The organism is Bacterioplanoides pacificum (genome assembly GCF_042648445.1).
GTDB lineage: Bacteria > Pseudomonadota > Gammaproteobacteria > Pseudomonadales > Oceanobacteraceae > Bacterioplanoides > Bacterioplanoides pacificum.
The window spans coordinates 56234-74695 of record NZ_JBHRYB010000014.1; the positions used below are offsets into that span (position 1 = coordinate 56234).

Here is an 18462-nt window from a genome sequence, read left to right on the forward strand (position 1 = left end):
TCAGCGGACCTGTTGGGAAATTGATCGGGCTGTATAGTAACAAGCCCAGATAATTGGGATAAATGCCGCTAGCAATGAGTCTGATTGATACAGGGTCAGTGCTGCGTTAAACATTATCACCGGTTCGATTAACCAATATATGATCCAGGTGCACAGTAGTAACAGTCCCGGAAATATTGGTTCATTGAGTTGTTTATTGGGTGATATTTCCAGAATCAGCCATAGGCTAAGAAAGCTGGACAAAATAGGCATTACCCAGATGCGGTTGGTATCAAAAGCAATCAGGTGCAAAGTTAAAGGGGCAACACTGGCACCAACGGTTATAAGTAGCAGCCACAAGCGTCGTTTAAGTGTTAAATGGTATAACAGCCTCCAGGCCATGAGGGCTATAACTGCAGGAAATAAACCGACGGTGAGCACAAATTGGGGATCGGTAATACGGCGTTCAAATAGTGGTGCTTCTTCCTTTAGGTAATCAAAGAAAGAGTGAGTCAGCATTTCTGAATATAGAGCCGCTCTATCGCTATCCATCGCAAGCAAAGTCTCTAGCCGCTGATCAATATCTGTGCTCAACGCTGTCAGATCGAGGGATTGCTGGTTGAATACAATCAGCGTCAGGCAGAGTAAGGGCAGGACCATGGCAAACCAAGCGGCTGGCAGTCTCCATGGGCTGACGGCTGGTTCGGCCGGGAGAACAGGTGCTTGTGTGCCTGCAGCCTGGTGCGGTGTGCAATGCGCATGCTGTAACATTAGCAGCAGTACCAGCAGCGGTGAAAAAATCACAATAATAAGCTCATGAATAAATACCCCCAGCGATAATAGCACCATCGCCAGTAGATAATGGCGCTTAAGTGCGGATAGCAACCCCAGAATCCCTAACAGGCTTATAGGAATATCTAGGTAATTACGAATGTTGGCCAACATAGTTAAAAAAGGGGAGGTAAAAAAAACCAGGCAGAGCAGAAGCAATATCCAATGGTGATGGCTCAGCGACAGTAATCGTAAAGCTATGGTTAGCAACACTCCTAGAAACAAGAAAAACACAGGCAAGCCAAGGTCTGCCATATATTGAGGGTTGATGTTTACATGGTTAGGGGTCAGCCAGGTAATCAAGCTGCCCCATAAGCCACGCTTAATAAATCCCAGTTCATAATTCATTAACCAGCTGACATTAGCCCACTCGTGCACTTCTCCCCAACCTTTCATCAGAGAAAAAGATAAACACCAAACAATCGCGGTCAATGACAAATAATAAACTGATCTGGAAGGTGCAGACATTAACTATGACTCATGTGTATTTTTAACGAAAGACATATTCTGCCTTATGATAGCCTGCCAGCGGACTTTGCTGAATAAATCCTCTGATCGAGTGATGAGTCTGATGTCGCTATGCAGGCTTTCCAGTTCTGGGTTATCAAAGTGATACGGAAGTCCTTTCAGCTCTCGTATATATTCAGAAGGAATTTCGCGTGGGAAGTGCCCTATGCGCCACTCTCCTGTGACGGGAAGGCGAGCCAGAAATGGATCGCTCAGAGCTAAAGGATCGACTAGCTTGACATCAAGATCAGCAAGATAGCCAAAAATACCAATATTACTGTAAATAGCAAAATCAGTCTGAGTTTGATTGAATTTTCTGGCTTGAAGACTGAAATCGTTATAAGGGAAATTATAGTATGGCGCACGCCCCTGGAGGAAATCCCAGTAAGCAGTCAGTGATAATGATGGACTGTAAAAGGCGCGCTCATCGGCGATACCATGTTTGATAGTATGGTTTGTATAGGAAGTTGGAGTGGCTATCGGTGCTCTGGGAGAGAAAGTGCTATATCCAACTCCTATCATCAATAAAATGAGCATGAAACGGGTTGAAATACGATGTATGTTTTCTAACCAGAAAACTAAGCTCAGACAGGCCACCCAATAACCATAGGCAAGGAAGCGGCCAAGCATAAAATCGCCACCGACTTTTATGATATATAACAGCTGAAGTAACACCCCCAGTGCCAGTAGTCGAACAGTGAATGATTGTTTTGGCAAGCAGGCAAATACTATAAAACTAACTGAGATCGTCAGTGTAATTGGGTCATGTAGCCAGTTTTCCTGTAAATAAATCAAGCCTTGCTGCGTTAATTCTGTGCCTGGTATGCCGGTATTTAATTTGGCGTAGGCCGTATTTGGAAAAGGGAAACCATAATAAATAACAGAAAAGACCGTAAAAGCCAGTAGTGGCAGAGCTGCCCAGATAGCTGACTTCAAGGTGTAGCGCCAGCCATCCAGCCTGATGCCAGCTATAAACACCGCTGTGCTGATCGGTAAAATCAGTGGCAAGGTATCATGTCGGACACAAAGCATAACTCCCAGTAACAACAAAAAACGACGACGTAGTTTGGCGTTATTGGATGTTAGTGGGGATTGTTCAAATATGTTGACCATCAGGAAGGTCAGCAACATAAGTTGCAACACAGTCTCAAGCCCGGAGCTGGTAAAGTCAAAAAAAGCCAGGGATGACAGCTGCAACATTATTAATGCGGCCAGTGTGGTTGGCCGTATGCCGCTGCGAATAATATAGAGCAGCAGTGCGAAGTAGCAAAGAGCTGACAGGATCAGGCTGTTCACATACAGATTGCTGCTGAATACACGGCTGAAAGCTAATAATCCATACCATAATGGGCTGGTATATACCTGAACCCGTTCATGGGCGTTCCAGACCGGGCCGTTACCGGCAAATAACTGTTCGATACTGCGGAAGTTAATATACGCGTCTTCGGCAACCCAGGCATTACGCAAAAAAAACAGCCCGGCGAATGCCAGTAATAATATTATCTGAATTGCCCGATGTGAGAAAAACTGATAACTCAGATTTATAAATTTGCGGAGGTATTGAGTATTTTGGTCTAAATAACTGGACATAAAGTACTTTCTAAATAAAAAAAACCCGGCCAAAGCCGGGTTTTATTAATGCAAAATTAAACTTAGTTAAGCTTAGGTAAGTACTTATCTTCCAAGCTAGAGCTACCTGCATCAACTGACCAGGTTACAACACCATTAGTTGTGCTGATGTTGGGAACCAGAACATAATTGGTTGCTGCCAGTTCAGCAGGTACGGTCTCGCCAGTGCTGGAGGTAGAAGTGGTGCCCGCTGTACCGCCGAATAGTACAGTCAGAGTAGCTGTGGTGTTTGCGATTGTAATTGAATCAACTTTACCTGCTGCCTGGTTTGCCGGAGTTGTATCAATACCGGTGTAGCGAGTTAATTCAGCCGCATCTGCAGGCAATGCTGAGTAACGCGCTGCATATTCACCCACGGCCAGCTGCAATGGGCGTGCGGCTGCCAGAGAGTTAGTTGCGTCAGTTCGTAAAACATAGTCCTGATACTGAGGAACAGCAACAGATGCCAGAATACCGATAATCGCGATTACGATCATCAGTTCGATTAAGCTAAAGCCTTTTTGTGCTTGCATAGTCTATCTCCACTCTCATATTGAGATGTTGTTTTTGATATTGATTCCAGCAGCCTGAAATGAACTCTGGCTGGCCAGTAATCATGTCATTCAGTTATGACGTAGCGAAGAGTGTGCCAATCAAACCTGTTACTGACAAGCCCTGAAACAGGGCTTTTTTTTGTTGCAGATCACACTCTGAGCAGATCTGGAGAGGTCCCTGATTTTAAAGGTGACAAATATGGTCACATTAGCGCGTAAATAGTACGCTCAGGACCTCGAAGGTCTTCGGATCCAGAGTCACCTTGGCACCGTGATTCAACACTGAATCGAGCGGAACCAATAGTTGTTTGGTGTTCTTATCTTCAGTGGCGGTGGCGGTAATCATTTGTTGAATCACTTTAGAGGCCGGTTCGTAAGGGTAGAACTTACCTTTTTGATAACTGGCGTCAAATCCCCCGGTTGGATCGTCATAGAACAACACCGGTGGATTGTTAACTGTTTGTTGTATTAATGGAGATATTTTACTGACTATCGTGTTATTGGCGTAAATGGTCGTAAATTCCGGATAGTGGTAGATCACGGCTACCGGCCGGGTATGCCAGATGGTAAAGCTGCCAGCGGTCAGCGCAGCCAGTTGGATGACCAGAATGATCAGCAGGTCTTTTTTCAGGCTGGCTTTGGCAGTGTTAAATACAATCAGGGTTAATAACGGCCCCAGAATCAGATCGATACCTATGATCAGGCCGACCGCTTCCCAGCCGCCAGCGGACTGAAACAGAAACCCCGGATACCAGAACTCGGTAATCAGAAATAACACAATCAGAAAAAACAGCAGACTCAACAGCAGGTGAGCAGCGAAAGCCTGGTAGCGGTTAAATCGTTCGATCGCCATCATCTGTGTTTCCCCTTTGGTTATGTGTGGCGTTTATAGCAGTGGTATTACACCAGCCTCATCGACAGGTCGACGGCTTTACAGTCTTTGGTTAGGGCACCGATGGAGATGTAATCGACGCCGGTTTCGGCATACGCCCGCAATGTGGCGTTGGTGATGCCACCGGAAGCTTCCAGCTTGACGCTGCCGCCGGTTTTGGAGTGGGTGTGGGTGACGGCTTTGGTCATAGCATCCGGGCTGAAGTTATCCAGCATAATGATGTTAGCGCCGGCTTCGATCGCCATATCGAGCTGTTCAAAGGTTTCCACTTCCACTTCGATGGGTTTGCCCGGTGCGATATGTTGTGCCTGTTCGATTGCCTGGGGAATGCCTCCGCAGGCCATGATGTGGTTTTCTTTGATCAGGAAAGCATCAAACAGGCCGATGCGGTGGTTAAAGCAGCCACCGACGCTGACGGCGTATTTTTGTGCGATGCGTAAACCCGGAATGGTTTTACGGGTATCGAGTAACTTCACCTGAGTACCAGCGACCATATTGGCATACTGGCGGCACAGGGTGGCTGTGCCTGACAGACTCTGCAGAAAATTCAGTGCACAACGTTCGCCGGTTAGCAGCGAGCGGGCACTGCCTTTCAGTTCGAACAGCGTCTGGTTTGGACGTACCCACTGGCCGTCAGTGACCCGCCAGATCACCTCAACCGTTGGATCGAGCTGACGGAAAACTTCGTTAACCCAGGCTGAGCCGGCAACGATGGCGCGTTCGCGCGAGATAATACGGGCATGGGCCTGATTGTCTGCCGGAATCAGCTGGGCGGTGATGTCGCCACTGCCTATGTCCTCCAGCAGGGCATTAGCAACGGCCGTTTGAATATCGTTTTGGTGCAGGCTCAGATCCATGGGATAACTCTTGTATCGGTGTGGTCAATCGAAATAGCGCGCATTCTAACGTGAAGGGAGGAAAGGGGCCAACTGCGCTGATTTATTCGCTCTGCAGCATCGCGGACAGGGTCCGCTCCCACAGCTTAAGTAGCGGCTTTATGCAGGGAAAACGGTAGGAGGGGACGGTGTCCCCGATAATAGCAGTTGTTTCTATCATCGCGGACAGGGTCCGCTCCCACAGCTTAAGTAGCGGCTTTATGCAGGGAAAACGGTAGGAGGGGACGGTGTCCCCGATAATAGCAGTTGTTTCTATCATCGCGGACAGGGTCCGCTCCCACTGGTTACGCCTGTGCTTTACAAGTTAGACGATGGTTAGCCGTCAGTTTTGCTTAGCAAAATATTCGCGGGTGACTTTAAACACCATCGGCGCCAGTAACAGCAGGCCAATCAGGTTTGGCACCGCCATCAGACCATTAAAGGTATCCGACAGGTTCCAGACAAACTCAACCTTGGCACCAGCAAAATAAACGATGGCAGCGACAAAAATCACGCGGTAAACGATCAGGGTTTTTTCGTTAAACAGGTATTGCCAGCAACGTTCACCATAATAGGACCAGCCCAGGATGGTGGTGAAGGCAAACACCGCCAGTGCAATGGTGACGATATAGCTGCCACCGGCAATTGAACTGTTGAAGGCTTCCGAGGTTAACACCGCACCGGTCAGGCCGGCGCCATCCGCCCCGGTCGCCATCCAGGCGCCTGACGTAATAATCACCAGGGCAGTCATGGTGCAGACGATCAGGGTATCGATAAAGGTGCCCAGCATGGCAATCATGCCTTGTTGAACCGGGTTGTTGGTTTTTGCTGCGGCATGAGCGATGGCCGCAGAACCTAAACCGGCTTCGTTAGAGAACACTCCGCGAGCGACACCATAACGAATCGCCGCTGCCACCGCTGCACCGGCAAAACCACCGGCAGCTGCAATGGGTTCAAAGGCGTATTGGAAGATAATGGCAAAAGCATGAGGAATTTCGCCAAAGTTCATGGCCAGAATCAGCAGCGATGCACCGACGTACAGCACAATCATGGCCGGTACCAGTTTGCCGGCGACTTCACCGATACGTTTGATGCCACCAAACACCACAAAGCCGACTAATACGGCAACTGTGACGCCGGTTGCCCAGGTCGGAATGCTGAAACTGTCATCCAGAAGGGCTGCCATGGAGTTCACCTGTACGGCGTTACCAATACCAAAGGCGGCAACGGCACCAAAAATGGCAAATAATACCCCGAGGGATTTACCCATCTCCGGAGCAAACTCGCCGACACCGTTACGCAGGTAATACATCGGGCCGCCGACATAACGGCCTTCACTGTCGACTTCACGGTAGGTGACGGCACACACGGCTTCGGCGTATTTGGTGGCCATGCCGAATAAGGCAATCACCCACATATAAAACACCGCACCCGGGCCACCCAGTGCAATGGCGGTGGCCACCCCGGCAATATTACCGGTGCCGACAGTCGCTGACATTGCTGTCATTAAGGCGTTAAACGGTTTTACGTCACCTTGTTCGCTGTGGTGCTGATCGGAGAACAGCTGGCGAAAGGCATAACCGACTTTGCGCCAGGGCATAAAGACCATGCCGGTGGTTAATAAAACGCCGGTTACTCCCAGCATGCCCAGCATTGGCGGGCCCCAAACAAAGGCGTTAACCTGACTGATCAGGTCGTTCAGCATTTCCATCCTCAATTCCTTAGCGTCGTATTCTTGTTGCGGATTTACGGATAATCAACGGCACACTATATCCAGACAACCGCGGGATGCCAATTACCCAGTCCGCATTAATTGACCAGTCAGACAGTTTTCAGCTGGCTGGTATAACGCGACGAGGGGCAGTAGAGTAACGCCATTCAGGACAACAGAACGTTATGCAGATAATCAACGGAAAGCTGAATGGTGCCCAGTGGTTACCATCACCCAATTTCGGTCAGCGGCCAGGCGGCGCCGCTGGTGAGGTGTCGTTACTGGTGATTCACAACATCAGTTTGCCTCCGGGGCAATATGGTGGTGGCTATATTCAGCGTTTTTTTCAGAATCAGCTGCCGGCGGCCGAGCATCCGTATTTTGCCGAAATCAGTGACTTACGGGTGTCGAGTCATTTATTAATTGAGCGCAGTGGCCATATCGTGCAATTTGTTAACTTTAACGACCGCGCCTGGCATGCCGGACTTTCCTGTTTTGACGGACGTGATAACTGCAATGACTTTTCCATCGGCATTGAGCTGGAAGGGTGTGATCAGCAGGCCTACAGCGATGCCCAGTATCGGCAGTTGAGCCACATTACCCGACTGCTGATAAAGGGTTATCCGCAACTGGATCCGCACCGGATTTGTGGCCATGAAGACATTGCGCCAGGGCGCAAAACCGACCCGGGGCCGGCATTTGACTGGCCTCGTTACCAACTACTGATACAGCAGCCGGATTGTACTGAGGAGTCTGCATGAAATTCCTGATCGTTTTTATTGCTCTGCTGATTCAGAACAATGTGCCGTTACCGCAACGCAGTACCCGCAGCCGCAGTTTTGCTGCCTGGCTGGGGTTCTGGTTACAACGTGGCTTTTTTGTCCGCTTACCACGTCATTTGAAGTACAGCGTGGCGGTACTGTTACCTGTGGTGCTGATTTCAGCGGCCTTTTATCTGATTCTGCCTCTGGCCTGGGGGCTGGTAGCACTGGTGCTGGAGGTGGCGTTATTGCTGTATGTGTTGTCGCACATCAGTTTTGAACGCCATTTGCATGCTTATCTGCAGGATCTGGAGCAGGGTGATACCCAGGGGGCTTATCATTGTGCGGAAAAATATCTGGCGGTGCCGGAAGTCGCGCTGGCAGAGGACACCGCGACGCTGAATCTGCAGGTGATCCGGGTGTTATTGCACCGCTGGTTTGAATACTTTTTCCTGATGGTGTTCTGGTACATGGTGGCCGATGTGCCGGGGGTATTACTGGCCTGGTTCAGCGTGCAATACGCCCGTGCCAGTGAGTGTGATGCCCGCGCCTGGCGCTACCTGCACTGGCTGGAGTGGATTCCGGCCCGCTTGCTGGGACTGACGTTTGGTCTGGCCGGTAACTTTATGCGTGCTTTACCGGTATGGCAGCGTTTTTTATGGCAAACCCAGGCCAGCAGTGCTGAGGTTTTGTATGAGGTGGCCAATAGTGCGCTGGCCCATAACGGTGAAGAGAAACAATGGCACCGGGTTGATGAAGACGCCGAAATGGCCGCCCGGGAGTTGCAGGAGTGGCAGGCGCTGCATATGCGCAGTATGTCGATCTGGATGGTCGCAATTGCCGTTGCCACGATTGGTGGTTTTTTGCTCTGAAGCCCTGAACGCGGACAGGGTCTGCTGCTAGCTGAGGGTGTTGTAGCCGTGAGCAGCGCCGGCACCCAGCCAGGCGGCCCCCCTGACGCCGCTGGAATCACCATGTTTTGCTTTCAATAACGGCGTGGAAACGCTGTCAGAAAAAACAAACTCCTGCCATAACTGCGGTACCTGCTGGTAAATTGAATCCAGATTGGAGACACCGCCGCCCAGTACAATGGCGTGTGGATCAAGGATGTTGATGATGCCGGCCAGCGCTTTTGCCAGACGGCGGTGATAACGCTGAAACACCTGTTGAGCGATCGGGTTTTGTTGCTGATATTGTGTAAACCATTGTTCGCTGCTCTGATCAATGGCCGTTTCCAGATACGCCTGCTGGCGCATACCCGGGCCGGATAATAAGGTTTCCAGACAGCCGCGCTGGCCACAATAACAGTCGGTTTGTGCGTCCTGGTCGTCACGCCACAATAATGGGTTATGACCCCACTCACCGGCGATGGCATTGGGGCCGTTGATCAGCTGACCATTTATCACCCAGCCACCGCCACAGCCGGTACCTATGATGACGGCGAATACCGATGCTTTACCGGCTGCAGCACCGTCGGTGGCTTCTGATAAGGCAAAACAATCCGCATCGTTTGCAATAACCAGTGGCTGTGCCAGCGCTTGTTCCAGATCACGCTGCAGATCGCGGCCAATCAGGCAGGTGGTGTTGGCGTTTTTGACCAGCCCGGTGGTCGGGCTGATGGCGCCGGGGATGCCCAGCCCCAGAGTGTAATCACCGGGGAGTTGTTGTTGTGCCTGCTGCACCAGCGACACAATATTAGCGACAATCGCGTCGTAGTGATGCGCAGGGGTAGCGTTACGCTGGCGCAATAAGGTGTCACCGCTGGCCGACATCACGATGATTTCGGTTTTGGTGCCACCCAGGTCGATGCCAAATTGCAGTGGAGTTGCCGCCGTCATAACGCCTCTGTTGTCAGACAAAAGGCGCAGTGTAATCTAACCCGTGCGGCTGGCAACCTTCATGTCAGTGCTGATGACCTTGTTGGCGGTAGCCGCGGATCATGGTTTTTAATGTATCGGATGCGCCGCTGATGCTGCAGCCATTGCCATACAGGCTGGGAGTCAGCTTATCGCTCCACACGACTTCGGCGATGCAGTGTCCGGTGCGGCGGTCATCAATGTTGGGAGGAATATCCACCAGGTCGAGCGCCAGCCGGGTGCCGGGTTGCAATGCTTCGTAGCTGGAAATCATGATGCCGTCTTCCGAGCAGTCGACCAGCAATCCCAGATAATCTTTGTTGTCGTGCAAAAAAATGCTGACCGTGCTTTTTAGTGTCCAGCGTGGCTGCATGCGTTGCTCTGACGCTGAATTGGCGCGTGTCTGGTCTGGATCTGGCATATCAGTGCTCATAAATGCCTCCCCTTTATGGTTAAATCCGCCAATGAAGATTTTTAAGTATAGATCAGATGAACAATATTGAACTGGTGCTTGGTGGTGCCCGTTCGGGCAAAAGCCGTTACGCCGAACAGCAGTTGCTGGCGTTATCGCAGCCGGTGGTTTACCTGGCCACCGCCCACGCCGGTGATGGTGAAATGAAACAGCGTATTATTCATCATCAGGCCCGGCGCCCGGCGTCTTGGTCGACCCGTGAAGAACCGCTGCAGCTGGCAGAATGTCTGGCTGATATTCAGCAACAACAGCCTCAGGCGGCGATCCTGGTTGATTGTTTAACCTTATGGTTGACCAATTGCCTGCTGCAGGATGATGGCGCGGTCTGGCCGCAGCAAAAAAACGCTTTATTACAGCAGCTGGAACAGATACAGCAGCCGCTGCTACTGGTCAGTAATGAGGTGGGTCAGGGGGTGGTGCCAATGGGCCAGCTCAGTCGCCAATTTGTCGATGAGAGTGGCTGGTTGCATCAGGACATTGCCGCTCTGGCGGGTCAGGTGACCCAGGTCTGCGCCGGGTTACCGCTGGCATTAAAACGTGATGGCCAGGCGTTATATCAGCCTGCGTCGTTAGGTCAGAGATCATAAACCCGGCCCACAGATTTTAACAAACAACCTTCTGAGATAAGCAGAACCTATGAGCGTAAACCCTTGGTGGCAACAGGCCGCAGCAGAACTGAATGATGAAGCCCGTAACCTGGCATGGCAGCACCAGAACCAGCTGACCAAACCACCGGGTGCACTCGGGCGTCTGGAAGTGCTGGCGACGGAGCTGGCAGCGATGAGTGGTCAGTCACGCCCCGAGCTGCATCACCCGCATTGCATTGTGTTTGCCGCAGACCACGGTGTCGTTGCACAGGGCGTATCTGCCTTTCCGCAAGCGGTCACGGTGGAGATGCTGAAGAACTTTGTTGCCGGAGGTGCGGCCATTTCGGTGCTGGCTGGCCAGAATGATTTTCAGCTGTCGGTGGTGAACTGTGGTACCGCACAACCCTGTGATGCTTTGCAGGGTGTGGTACATCAGCCTGTCGCAGCCGGAACCGCCGACTTTTCGCAACAGCCTGCCATGACCGCAGCGCAGGCCCAGGCCGCACTGACCATTGGTGCCGGGCAGCTTGATCTGTTGCACCAGGCTGGCTGTGATCTGTTTATGGCGGGTGAAATGGGTATTGGTAATACGTCTGCCGCCAGTGCGATGGCGGCCTTGTTGCTGGACCTCGACGTTGCCGGACTGACCGGACCGGGAACCGGGGTGCAGGGAGAGGCACTGGACCATAAAACTCAGGTGTTAAGTGCCAGCGTAACGCGTGCTCAGGGCTCTTATAACCAGCCGCTGGATGCCCTGATTGAAGTCGGTGGTTTTGAAATTGGTGCCATTGCTGGTGCCTATATTCGTGCGGCGCAATTGGGGATTCCGGTGCTGGTGGATGGCTTTATCACCACCAGTGCGGCGTTACTGGCGGTTCACCTGAATCCGTCGGTACGGGACTGGCTGTTATTCAGTCATGGTTCGGCTGAGCCGGGCCATCTGTTGTTGCTCGCTGCACTGCAGGCACAACCACTGATTAATCTCGATATGCGTCTGGGAGAAGGCTCAGGTGCCGGTGTCGCTCTGAGTCTGATTCGCCAGGCGCTGGCGCTGCATAACAATATGGCAACCTTTGCCCAGGCCGGGGTTTCCGGTGCTGAAGACTGATGCAGCCGACCTATATCGATCTGATCCGCCACGGTGAGCCGCACGGTGGCAACGTGTTCCGCGGTCGTACTGACCTGGCACTGACTGAGTCAGGGCAGCGTCAGTTCCGGGCGCGGGTGGTTTTGCATCAACAACCCTGGCAGCAGATTATCAGCTCGCCGTTACAACGTTGTGCCAGCAGTGCTCAGTGGCTGGCGGATCGTCAGGGGGTTCCCTGTCAGCTGGACGGGCGCTGGCAGGAAATTGATTACGGCGACTGGGAAAACAAAGCGGTGGATGAGGTATTTGAGCAACATCCGCAACAGGCACAGAAACTCTGGCAGCAGCCACTTGAGTTTTGTGCCCCGGGTGGAGAGCCGGTACCACAGTTTCAGCAGCGTATTATTGCCGCCTGGCAGCAGCTGTTACAGGAGTATCAGGGGCAACATGTGTTGCTGGTTAACCACGGCGGGGTGATGCGGGTGCTGGCGCAACATCTGTTACAGCTGGCACCACAAGCCATGAACCGGCTGGCGATTCCTTATGCCGGGCTGATGCGCTTCCGGGTGGATCACAGCGAAGAGCAGGGCAGGTTACAGCACTGGATTTCGTTACTGGCGATGGATGGTGAGCCACTGGCAGACGCCAGGGTTGAGCAGATTCTGGCGGGTGGCAGCGGATGAGCAGTTATTATTGGGCATTCTGGTATGCCGTGGTGTTTCTGAGCCGATTACCGGCACCGACGCTGCAGCGGATTGACGACGATGTGGCACAGAAGTCACTGCTGTTTTACCCGCTTGTTGGTGCCTTGCTGGGAACGTTATTACTGCTGTTTGTGGCTTGTTGCTTGTGGTATCAGCCGCAGCCGTCTGCCACCCTACTGGCTGCGATGAGCGTCACCTTATGGACGTTGTTAACCGGTGCGTTACATCTGGATGGCCTGGCTGACAGTGCTGACGCCTGGGTGGGTGGCCTCGGCGATCGGGAGAAAACGCTGGCCATTATGAAAGATCCGCAGGCCGGGCCGATGGGTGTGGTGGCCGTGGTGCTGTTGCTGTTATTGCAGTTCAGTGCCTTGCAGTTGTTGTTTGAGCAAACCCTGGGCGATGGCGATATCTGGCCGTTGCTGTCGTTATTACTGATTCCGGCGCTGGCGCGTGCCAGCGTTCTGGGGATTCTCGCCAGCACCCCGTATGTGCGCGCTAAAGGTCTGGCGACAGCGTTGGTGCAGGGTGCGCGTTACCCGCGTATTACTGTGATCGGAATCATTTTAGCGCTGGCTGCGGGGCTGATCCTGCAGCAAAAAGCGCCGCTGGTATTGTTAAGTTACCTGGCGCTGAACGTCTGGATGCGGCGTCTGATGATGCAGCGTCTCGGAGGGTGTACCGGTGATACGCTGGGGGCTGCGATTGCGGTGCAGGAAGTACTGTTGCTGTGCGTTTATGTTTTTTAGTGCGGCTGTTTTTCCGGCAGGCTCCTTCACAGGAAGGAGCCGCCAGCGCGGTTACTGATCGTACATATTCTGAATGGTTTCAATGCTGGGGCGTAATACTGAGCGCCAGGTTTTTTCCAGCTCGGCAGAAAAATCCGGATCATAAATTTCCAGCGTTTCCATCAGCGCATCCAGCCAGAAGCTGTAAAACATCGGATTGATGTTCATTTGTTTTTTGCTGTGGCTTTCACCCAGGGCGCGGATTTTAGTATCCGACATGCCGCGGGCGTGCATAATTAACCACAACACACCACTGCGTAATAAACCGCGCTGCGCTTCCATATTGGTATTGACAAAACGCGCCCGGATATCAGGCGATTTACCCATAAATTTGGAATAAAACTCTTCAAAAAAAGAAGGGTTGTTGCAGGCACGTCCATAGCTCTGAAACACTAAATCTGCGTCACCCATGTGATTTTACCTTGTTTAACACTTATCGGCGGGGCGCGCACTTTACTGCTGTTATTGAGAAAATGCAAAGCAAGTGTTTGTGGCAATTTGTCGTAGTGCTATCTGTGTCGCAGTTTGTTGCTGTGGAATTTCATAATAGTAAGGCGGCTGCGCAATAAAGAATTTCCTGAATATTATTTATAAGATTATTATTTGTTGAATTTGTCTAATGCAGACTGTAATTTGCGGAAATCAAAATGTTGTTCGGTACTGTCGGCCAGACGATTGAGCTGTTGTTCGCGGATTGCGGTAAAATCCGGTGCTTCGCAGTGTTTTAAACCGGCCCAGAATAAAATCTGCTGTAACGCTTCGGCGGTATCAAATAAACCGTGCCAGTAGCTGGCAAAAACCTGTTGGTCTTGCGTTAAAAAGCCACAATTATTTTGTGGACTTTTAATAATGTGTTGAATGGTCTGACCTTTGTCTGCTGGCAATTCTGAAATTCCTGCATGAATTTCGTACCCTTGTACCGCAACAGCAGGTTGACCAGGGAACTGCAAAATCCCGCTGTTTTTTTTCAGCGTTTTTGTCGCTTTTAATTCACTGCGAATGGGTAAATAACCCAGGCCGTCGCTGTCACCGGGCTGGCCTTCAATTCCATCCGGGTCAGCAATGGTTTTTCCTAACATTTGCAGGCCGCCACAAATGCCAATCAGCTTGCCACCATAACGCAGATGTTTATTGAGGTAATCCTGCCATTGGCAGTCCTGTGCCAATAACCATTGCAGATCGGCACGGGTATTTTTGGAACCCGGTAAAATCACCAGATCGGCAGCTGGCGGTTGTTGTCCCGGGCCAACTAATGTCAGCTCAACCCCCGGATGTACCCGTAACGCATCCAGGTCGGTGTGGTTACTGATGCGTGGATAAACCGGAACCACCACTTTCAGCGGCTGCTGATCGGCGTGTTGTTCCCCCAGTTGCTGGGTTAATGTCAGAGCGTCTTCGCCGTCGAGATACAGGCCGTGTAAATAGGGTAAAACGGCTAATACCGGTTTGCCGGTTTTTTGTTCCAGCCAGTCGAGGCCGTCCTGTAATAAGCTCAGGTCACCACGAAAACGATTAATAACAAAACCAACAATACGATTGCGTTCTGATTCACTGAGGCAATCCAGAGTGCCAACCAGGTGGGCAAAGACACCACCACGATCAATATCGGCAATCAGAATAACCGGGCAATCGACCGCTTCGGCAAATCCCATATTGGCAATGTCGTTGGCGCGCAGATTAATTTCTGCCGGGCTGCCGGCGCCTTCGGTTAACACGCAATCGTATTCTGTTTGCAGTCTGCGGTAAGACTGTAAAACCGCCTGCATCGCCGTTTGTTTATAGTCGTGATAATTCAGCGCGCTCTGATGGCCAATGGCCCGGCCCTGAATAATGACTTGGCTGCCCATATCGGTGGTAGGTTTCAGTAACACCGGGTTCATATCGGTGCTGGCTTCCACACCACAGGCCAGTGCCTGCAGCGCCTGAGCCCGGCCAATTTCACCGCCATCGGCGGTGACGGCGCTGTTGAGCGCCATATTCTGCGGTTTAAACGGCGCCACGTGGATGCCATGACGGGCAAAAATCCGCCCCAGAGCACACACCAGGGTACTTTTTCCGGCATCCGAAGTGGTTCCCTGAATCATTAACTGGGCGGGGAATTCGGAGGGTAACGTCATGACTCAGGCCTTCTGGTAAACTGCGCGCTTTGGTTCTGGTGTCAGGTATTTTACGGCATGTCGCTCAGCTTATGTTCATTTATCTTATCGGCGTTGCTGGCGTCAGTGGCGTTGTTGCTGGATTACCGGCTGGCTGAGCCCAGGCGCTTTCATCCGCTGGTCGGTTTTGGCCACTGGGCCGGCTGGTGGCAACAACGCCTGAATCCTCAGGCTGCGGGCAGTGTCCTGAGCGGCCTGGCTGGTTCTGCCGCTGCTCAGCGCCTGTTAGGTGTGTTGGCCTTGCTGGTGGTGGTCGCGCCACTGTTTTATCTGCTGTTCAGTGTTCTGAAGCTGGTTTGGGTGTTTGCTCCCTGGCTGGCAGCCTTGCTGGAAGCCGTGCTGCTGTATCTGTGTCTCGGCGGACGTAGCCTGCAACAACATGTGCAGGCGGTTGCGACGGCACTGCAGCAGCAGGAGCTGGCCGCAGCGCGGCAAAACCTCAGCTGGATCGTCAGCCGTGAGACGGCACAGCTCGCTGAAGCGGAAGTTGCTCAGGCCAGTATCGAAACCACGCTGGAAAACAGCTCCGATGCGATCTTTGCGTCTTTGTTCTGGTTTGCGCTGGGCGGTGCGCCACTGGCGTTATTACATCGCTGGTTAAATACCCTGGATGCTATGTGGGGCTATAAGAATCCACAATACCGTCACTTTGGCTGGGCGGCCGCCCGGCTTGATGACCTGATGAATGTTATTCCGGCGCGTCTGACGGCGCTGTGTTTTGTGTTGTTAAGCCGCCGCATCAGCGATCCACAAGGGCGACAGCGTAATGCCGCCTGGTGGTGCTGGCGAACTCAGGCGCAGCATTGTGCCAGCCCGAATGGTGGTGTGGTAATGACCGCCGGAGCGGGGGCGTTGCAGCGGCGGTTATCGGCCGGTGGTTATTATCATGGCCAGTGGCAGGATAAACCACCGATGGGCTGTGGTCCGGAGGCGGATGTGGCGGATATTGCAACGGCATTAACCCTGGTGCAACGTGCGCTGTGGCTGTTTATGGCGTTCTGGCTGGGCAGCGCCCTGGTGTTTGCCTTACCGGCTTGTCTGATGGGGATCGTCTGATGTCGTTACCACGCCACGGTGGAGATCTGGCACGGGCTGTTCAGCATTACGGCGGCAGGGCTGAGCAGTGGCTTGACCTGTCCACCGGTATTGCCCCTTACAGCTGGCCTGCGGAAAAATACTTGTCTCAGGCGCCGGCCAGTTGTTGGCAGGATCTGCCGGCAGAGCCGTTGCATAGGGCCTGCCGCGACGCCGTAGCACAGTATTACGGTGCCCGGCTGAGGTCATTAACAGCGGGGAATACGGTACTGGCGGCAGGTAGCCAGGCCATCATTCAGCAATTACCGTTTTTTTTCGCCAGCGATGTGTTTGCCAAACCGCTGACAGAGCTGCACATCTGGTGTCTGGCGGGCAGTTATGGCGAACATGAATATCGCTGGCAGCAGGCCGGCGCGAGGCTGCAGCATAAAACCGCGGCGCAACTGCGTGAAGCACTGACGAGCAATCAGCCACTGCCGGATATTCTGCTGCTGGTAAACCCGGATAACCCGTCGGGTCTGTGCTGGAGCACGGCGGAAATGAGCGCCTGGCAACGGCGCTTAGCGGCTCAGCACAGCTGGCTGATTATCGATGCTGCGTTTATCGATGCGCTGGCTGAAGCAGGCACGGAAGCGCCACTGACTGTGACCGCCAATACCCTGATGTTAACGTCAATTGGCAAGTTTTTTGGTCTGGCCGGGTTGCGCCTGGGAGCGGCGTTACTGGACGAGCGTCTGGCAGGAGCGCTGGCAGCAAGACTTGGCCCCTGGCCGGTCAGTGGTTTGTCGTTATGGCTGGCGACCCGGGCGTTGCAGGACCGGCACTGGCAACACCAGCAACACCAGCGGCTGGAAGGTATTTCTCAGCAGCTGCTGGAAGCCTGTGCCGGATTACCGCTGGTCGGATCTACGCGCTTATTTATGACCTTTGAACACCCTGAGGTTGCCGTCTGGCAGCAACAGCTGGCACAGCAGAAAATCTGGACCCGCTGCTTTGTGCGGCAGCAGCGGTTACGGATTGGTATGCCGCAGCAACAAGACGTTACGCGGCTACTGGGCGGATTAAATTCATTGTATAAGAACTGACCGTATTCACTTTTTTTGATTGAGCGAGCGTATGTTGAATGTAAAGCGATTATTACTGCTGAGTGTATTCCTGAGTGCTTCCACTCAGGCGGAGTTTACCCTGACCGATGATGCCGGTGTTGAACATCACTTTGCCCAACCGGTACAGCGGGTCGTCAGTCTGATGCCACACGGTACCGAACTGATGTTTGAAGTGGGGGCGGGGGAACTGATTGTGGGGGCAGTACAATATTCCGACTTCCCGCCGGCGGCAAAAAAAATCCCGCGTGTCGGTGGCTACAGCGGCCTCAATATTGAAGCCATTGCGGCGCTGAATCCGGATATTTTACTGGCCTGGCCAGACGGCAATTCCCAACGTGAACTGGCGCGTCTGAAGCAACTGGGGTTCCGGTTATTTGCCTCTGATCCGGTGAGTTATGAGGATATTGCCAATAATCTGCGTCGTTTGGGCCAGATGACTGGCCGTCGTGATCAGGGGGAACAGGCTGCGCGACAATTTATGACCGAAGTCACGGATCTGAAACAACGTTATTCCGCTCAGCCAACCTTGTCGGTGTTTTATCAGGTCTGGTATGAGCCGTTATTAACCCAGAATAAAGACACCTTTATTTCGCAGGCGATCGAGTTGTGTGGTGGCCATAATATTTTTGCTGAACTGGCAATTCGTGCGCCTCAGGTCAGTAAAGAGGCTGTGCTGATGGCTGATCCGGATGTCATTGTGGCCAGTGGCATGGGGGAGTCGCGACCGGAGTGGCTGGATGACTGGCGCGAATATTCCCACCTGAAAGCCGTCCGGTCGGGCAGTTTGTACCATATCCATCCGGATTTCTTTAACCGTCCTACGTCGCGCTTTCTGGTCGGTAGCCGCCAGCTGTGTGAACAGATGGATGGCACCCGTCAACGTCGTCAACCGGCTGCTGAATAGGCCAGCCGCAGGTCGCGAATCTGCCAAACTGAACTATCTTGTATAACAC

General features: G+C 52.6%; 19 protein-coding genes. 9 read left to right on the plus strand and 10 right to left on the minus strand.

The annotated features are described in order from the left end of the window. From ACFOMG_RS14295 to ACFOMG_RS14320, 6 genes are all read right to left on the minus strand, one after another. Positions 1-1278 carry a hypothetical protein gene (locus ACFOMG_RS14295; protein WP_376867585.1) on the minus strand — a complete coding sequence of 426 codons (1278 nt, stop codon included), beginning with the start codon at positions 1276-1278 and terminating at the stop codon, positions 1-3. 3 nt (positions 1279-1281) lie between these two features. Further along, a complete protein-coding gene (locus ACFOMG_RS14300; protein WP_376867587.1) occupies positions 1282-2907 on the minus strand; it encodes a hypothetical protein in 1626 nt (541 codons plus the stop codon). A gap of 62 nt (positions 2908-2969) precedes the next feature. Then, positions 2970-3458 carry a pilin gene (locus ACFOMG_RS14305; protein ID WP_376867588.1) on the minus strand — a complete coding sequence of 163 codons (489 nt, stop codon included), beginning with the start codon at positions 3456-3458 and terminating at the stop codon, positions 2970-2972. A 229-nt stretch (positions 3459-3687) separates the two neighbouring features. Continuing rightward, a complete protein-coding gene (locus ACFOMG_RS14310; RefSeq protein ID WP_376867590.1) occupies positions 3688-4335 on the minus strand; it encodes a hypothetical protein in 648 nt (215 codons plus the stop codon). Between the two features lie 44 nt (positions 4336-4379). Further along, positions 4380-5228, minus strand: coding sequence for a carboxylating nicotinate-nucleotide diphosphorylase (gene nadC, locus ACFOMG_RS14315; RefSeq protein ID WP_376867591.1), 849 nt, complete (start codon positions 5226-5228; stop codon positions 4380-4382). A gap of 361 nt (positions 5229-5589) precedes the next feature. Further along, entirely contained in the window at positions 5590-6957 is a 1368-nt protein-coding gene (locus ACFOMG_RS14320) for an alanine/glycine:cation symporter family protein (RefSeq protein ID WP_376867592.1), read from the minus strand. A 185-nt stretch (positions 6958-7142) separates the two neighbouring features. Here ACFOMG_RS14320 and ampD point away from each other — a divergent pair, with 185 nt between their 5' ends. Together ampD and ampE are read left to right on the plus strand one after the other, a co-directional pair. Beyond that, positions 7143-7718: a 1,6-anhydro-N-acetylmuramyl-L-alanine amidase AmpD gene (gene ampD / locus ACFOMG_RS14325; RefSeq protein WP_376867594.1), complete on the plus strand. Its 576-nt coding sequence runs from the start codon at positions 7143-7145 to the stop codon at positions 7716-7718. Next, positions 7715-8590, plus strand: a complete 876-nt coding sequence (gene ampE, locus ACFOMG_RS14330) for a regulatory signaling modulator protein AmpE (RefSeq protein WP_376867597.1) — start codon at positions 7715-7717, stop codon at positions 8588-8590. Before ampD ends, ampE begins: the two co-directional genes overlap by 4 nt. A 27-nt stretch (positions 8591-8617) precedes the next feature. Here the strand turns inward: ampE and ACFOMG_RS14335 are convergent, their stop codons facing one another. Both ACFOMG_RS14335 and ACFOMG_RS14340 read right to left on the minus strand, forming a co-directional pair. Continuing rightward, on the minus strand, positions 8618-9556 hold the full coding sequence (locus ACFOMG_RS14335; RefSeq protein ID WP_376867599.1) for an ROK family protein: 939 nt from the start codon (positions 9554-9556) through the stop codon (positions 8618-8620). 64 nt (positions 9557-9620) lie between these two features. Continuing rightward, the gene (locus ACFOMG_RS14340; protein ID WP_376867601.1) at positions 9621-10007 is read right to left on the minus strand and encodes a PilZ domain-containing protein; all 387 of its coding nucleotides are present in this window, start codon (positions 10005-10007) and stop codon (positions 9621-9623) included. 56 nt (positions 10008-10063) lie between these two features. Here ACFOMG_RS14340 and cobU point away from each other — a divergent pair, with 56 nt between their 5' ends. From cobU to cobS, 4 genes are read left to right on the plus strand one after another with little or no spacing between them, the layout of a single operon-like run. Next, positions 10064-10633, plus strand: a complete 570-nt coding sequence (cobU, locus tag ACFOMG_RS14345; RefSeq protein ID WP_376867603.1) for a bifunctional adenosylcobinamide kinase/adenosylcobinamide-phosphate guanylyltransferase — start codon at positions 10064-10066, stop codon at positions 10631-10633. Between the two features lie 49 nt (positions 10634-10682). Next, positions 10683-11741 (plus strand): nicotinate-nucleotide--dimethylbenzimidazole phosphoribosyltransferase, encoded by a 1059-nt coding sequence (cobT, locus tag ACFOMG_RS14350; protein WP_376867605.1) that lies wholly within the window; start codon positions 10683-10685, stop codon positions 11739-11741. Continuing rightward, entirely contained in the window at positions 11741-12403 is a 663-nt protein-coding gene (locus ACFOMG_RS14355) for a histidine phosphatase family protein (protein WP_376867607.1), read from the plus strand. The genes cobT and ACFOMG_RS14355 overlap by 1 nt, the downstream gene beginning before the upstream one ends. Next, entirely contained in the window at positions 12400-13173 is a 774-nt protein-coding gene (cobS, locus tag ACFOMG_RS14360) for an adenosylcobinamide-GDP ribazoletransferase (RefSeq protein ID WP_376867608.1), read from the plus strand. Before ACFOMG_RS14355 ends, cobS begins: the two co-directional genes overlap by 4 nt. 51 nt (positions 13174-13224) lie before the next feature. On the opposite strand, the gene ACFOMG_RS14365 is transcribed toward cobS, so the two are convergent. Next, on the minus strand, positions 13225-13623 hold the full coding sequence (locus tag ACFOMG_RS14365) for a globin (protein ID WP_376867609.1): 399 nt from the start codon (positions 13621-13623) through the stop codon (positions 13225-13227). A gap of 188 nt (positions 13624-13811) precedes the next feature. Next, a complete protein-coding gene (locus ACFOMG_RS14370) occupies positions 13812-15329 on the minus strand; it encodes a cobyric acid synthase (protein WP_376867610.1) in 1518 nt (505 codons plus the stop codon). Between the two features lie 57 nt (positions 15330-15386). On the opposite strand from ACFOMG_RS14370, the gene cbiB reads away from it, so the two are divergent. The 3 genes from cbiB to ACFOMG_RS14385 are packed head-to-tail and all read left to right on the plus strand — an operon-like array spanning position 15387 to position 18413. Continuing rightward, the gene (gene cbiB, locus ACFOMG_RS14375) at positions 15387-16424 is read left to right on the plus strand and encodes an adenosylcobinamide-phosphate synthase CbiB (protein WP_376867611.1); all 1038 of its coding nucleotides are present in this window, start codon (positions 15387-15389) and stop codon (positions 16422-16424) included. After that, a complete protein-coding gene (locus ACFOMG_RS14380) occupies positions 16424-17488 on the plus strand; it encodes an aminotransferase class I/II-fold pyridoxal phosphate-dependent enzyme (RefSeq protein ID WP_376867612.1) in 1065 nt (354 codons plus the stop codon). Before cbiB ends, ACFOMG_RS14380 begins: the two co-directional genes overlap by 1 nt. Positions 17489-17519: 31 nt before the next feature. Then, entirely contained in the window at positions 17520-18413 is an 894-nt protein-coding gene (locus ACFOMG_RS14385) for a cobalamin-binding protein (protein WP_376867614.1), read from the plus strand. Positions 18414-18462: the final 49 nt, after the last annotated feature.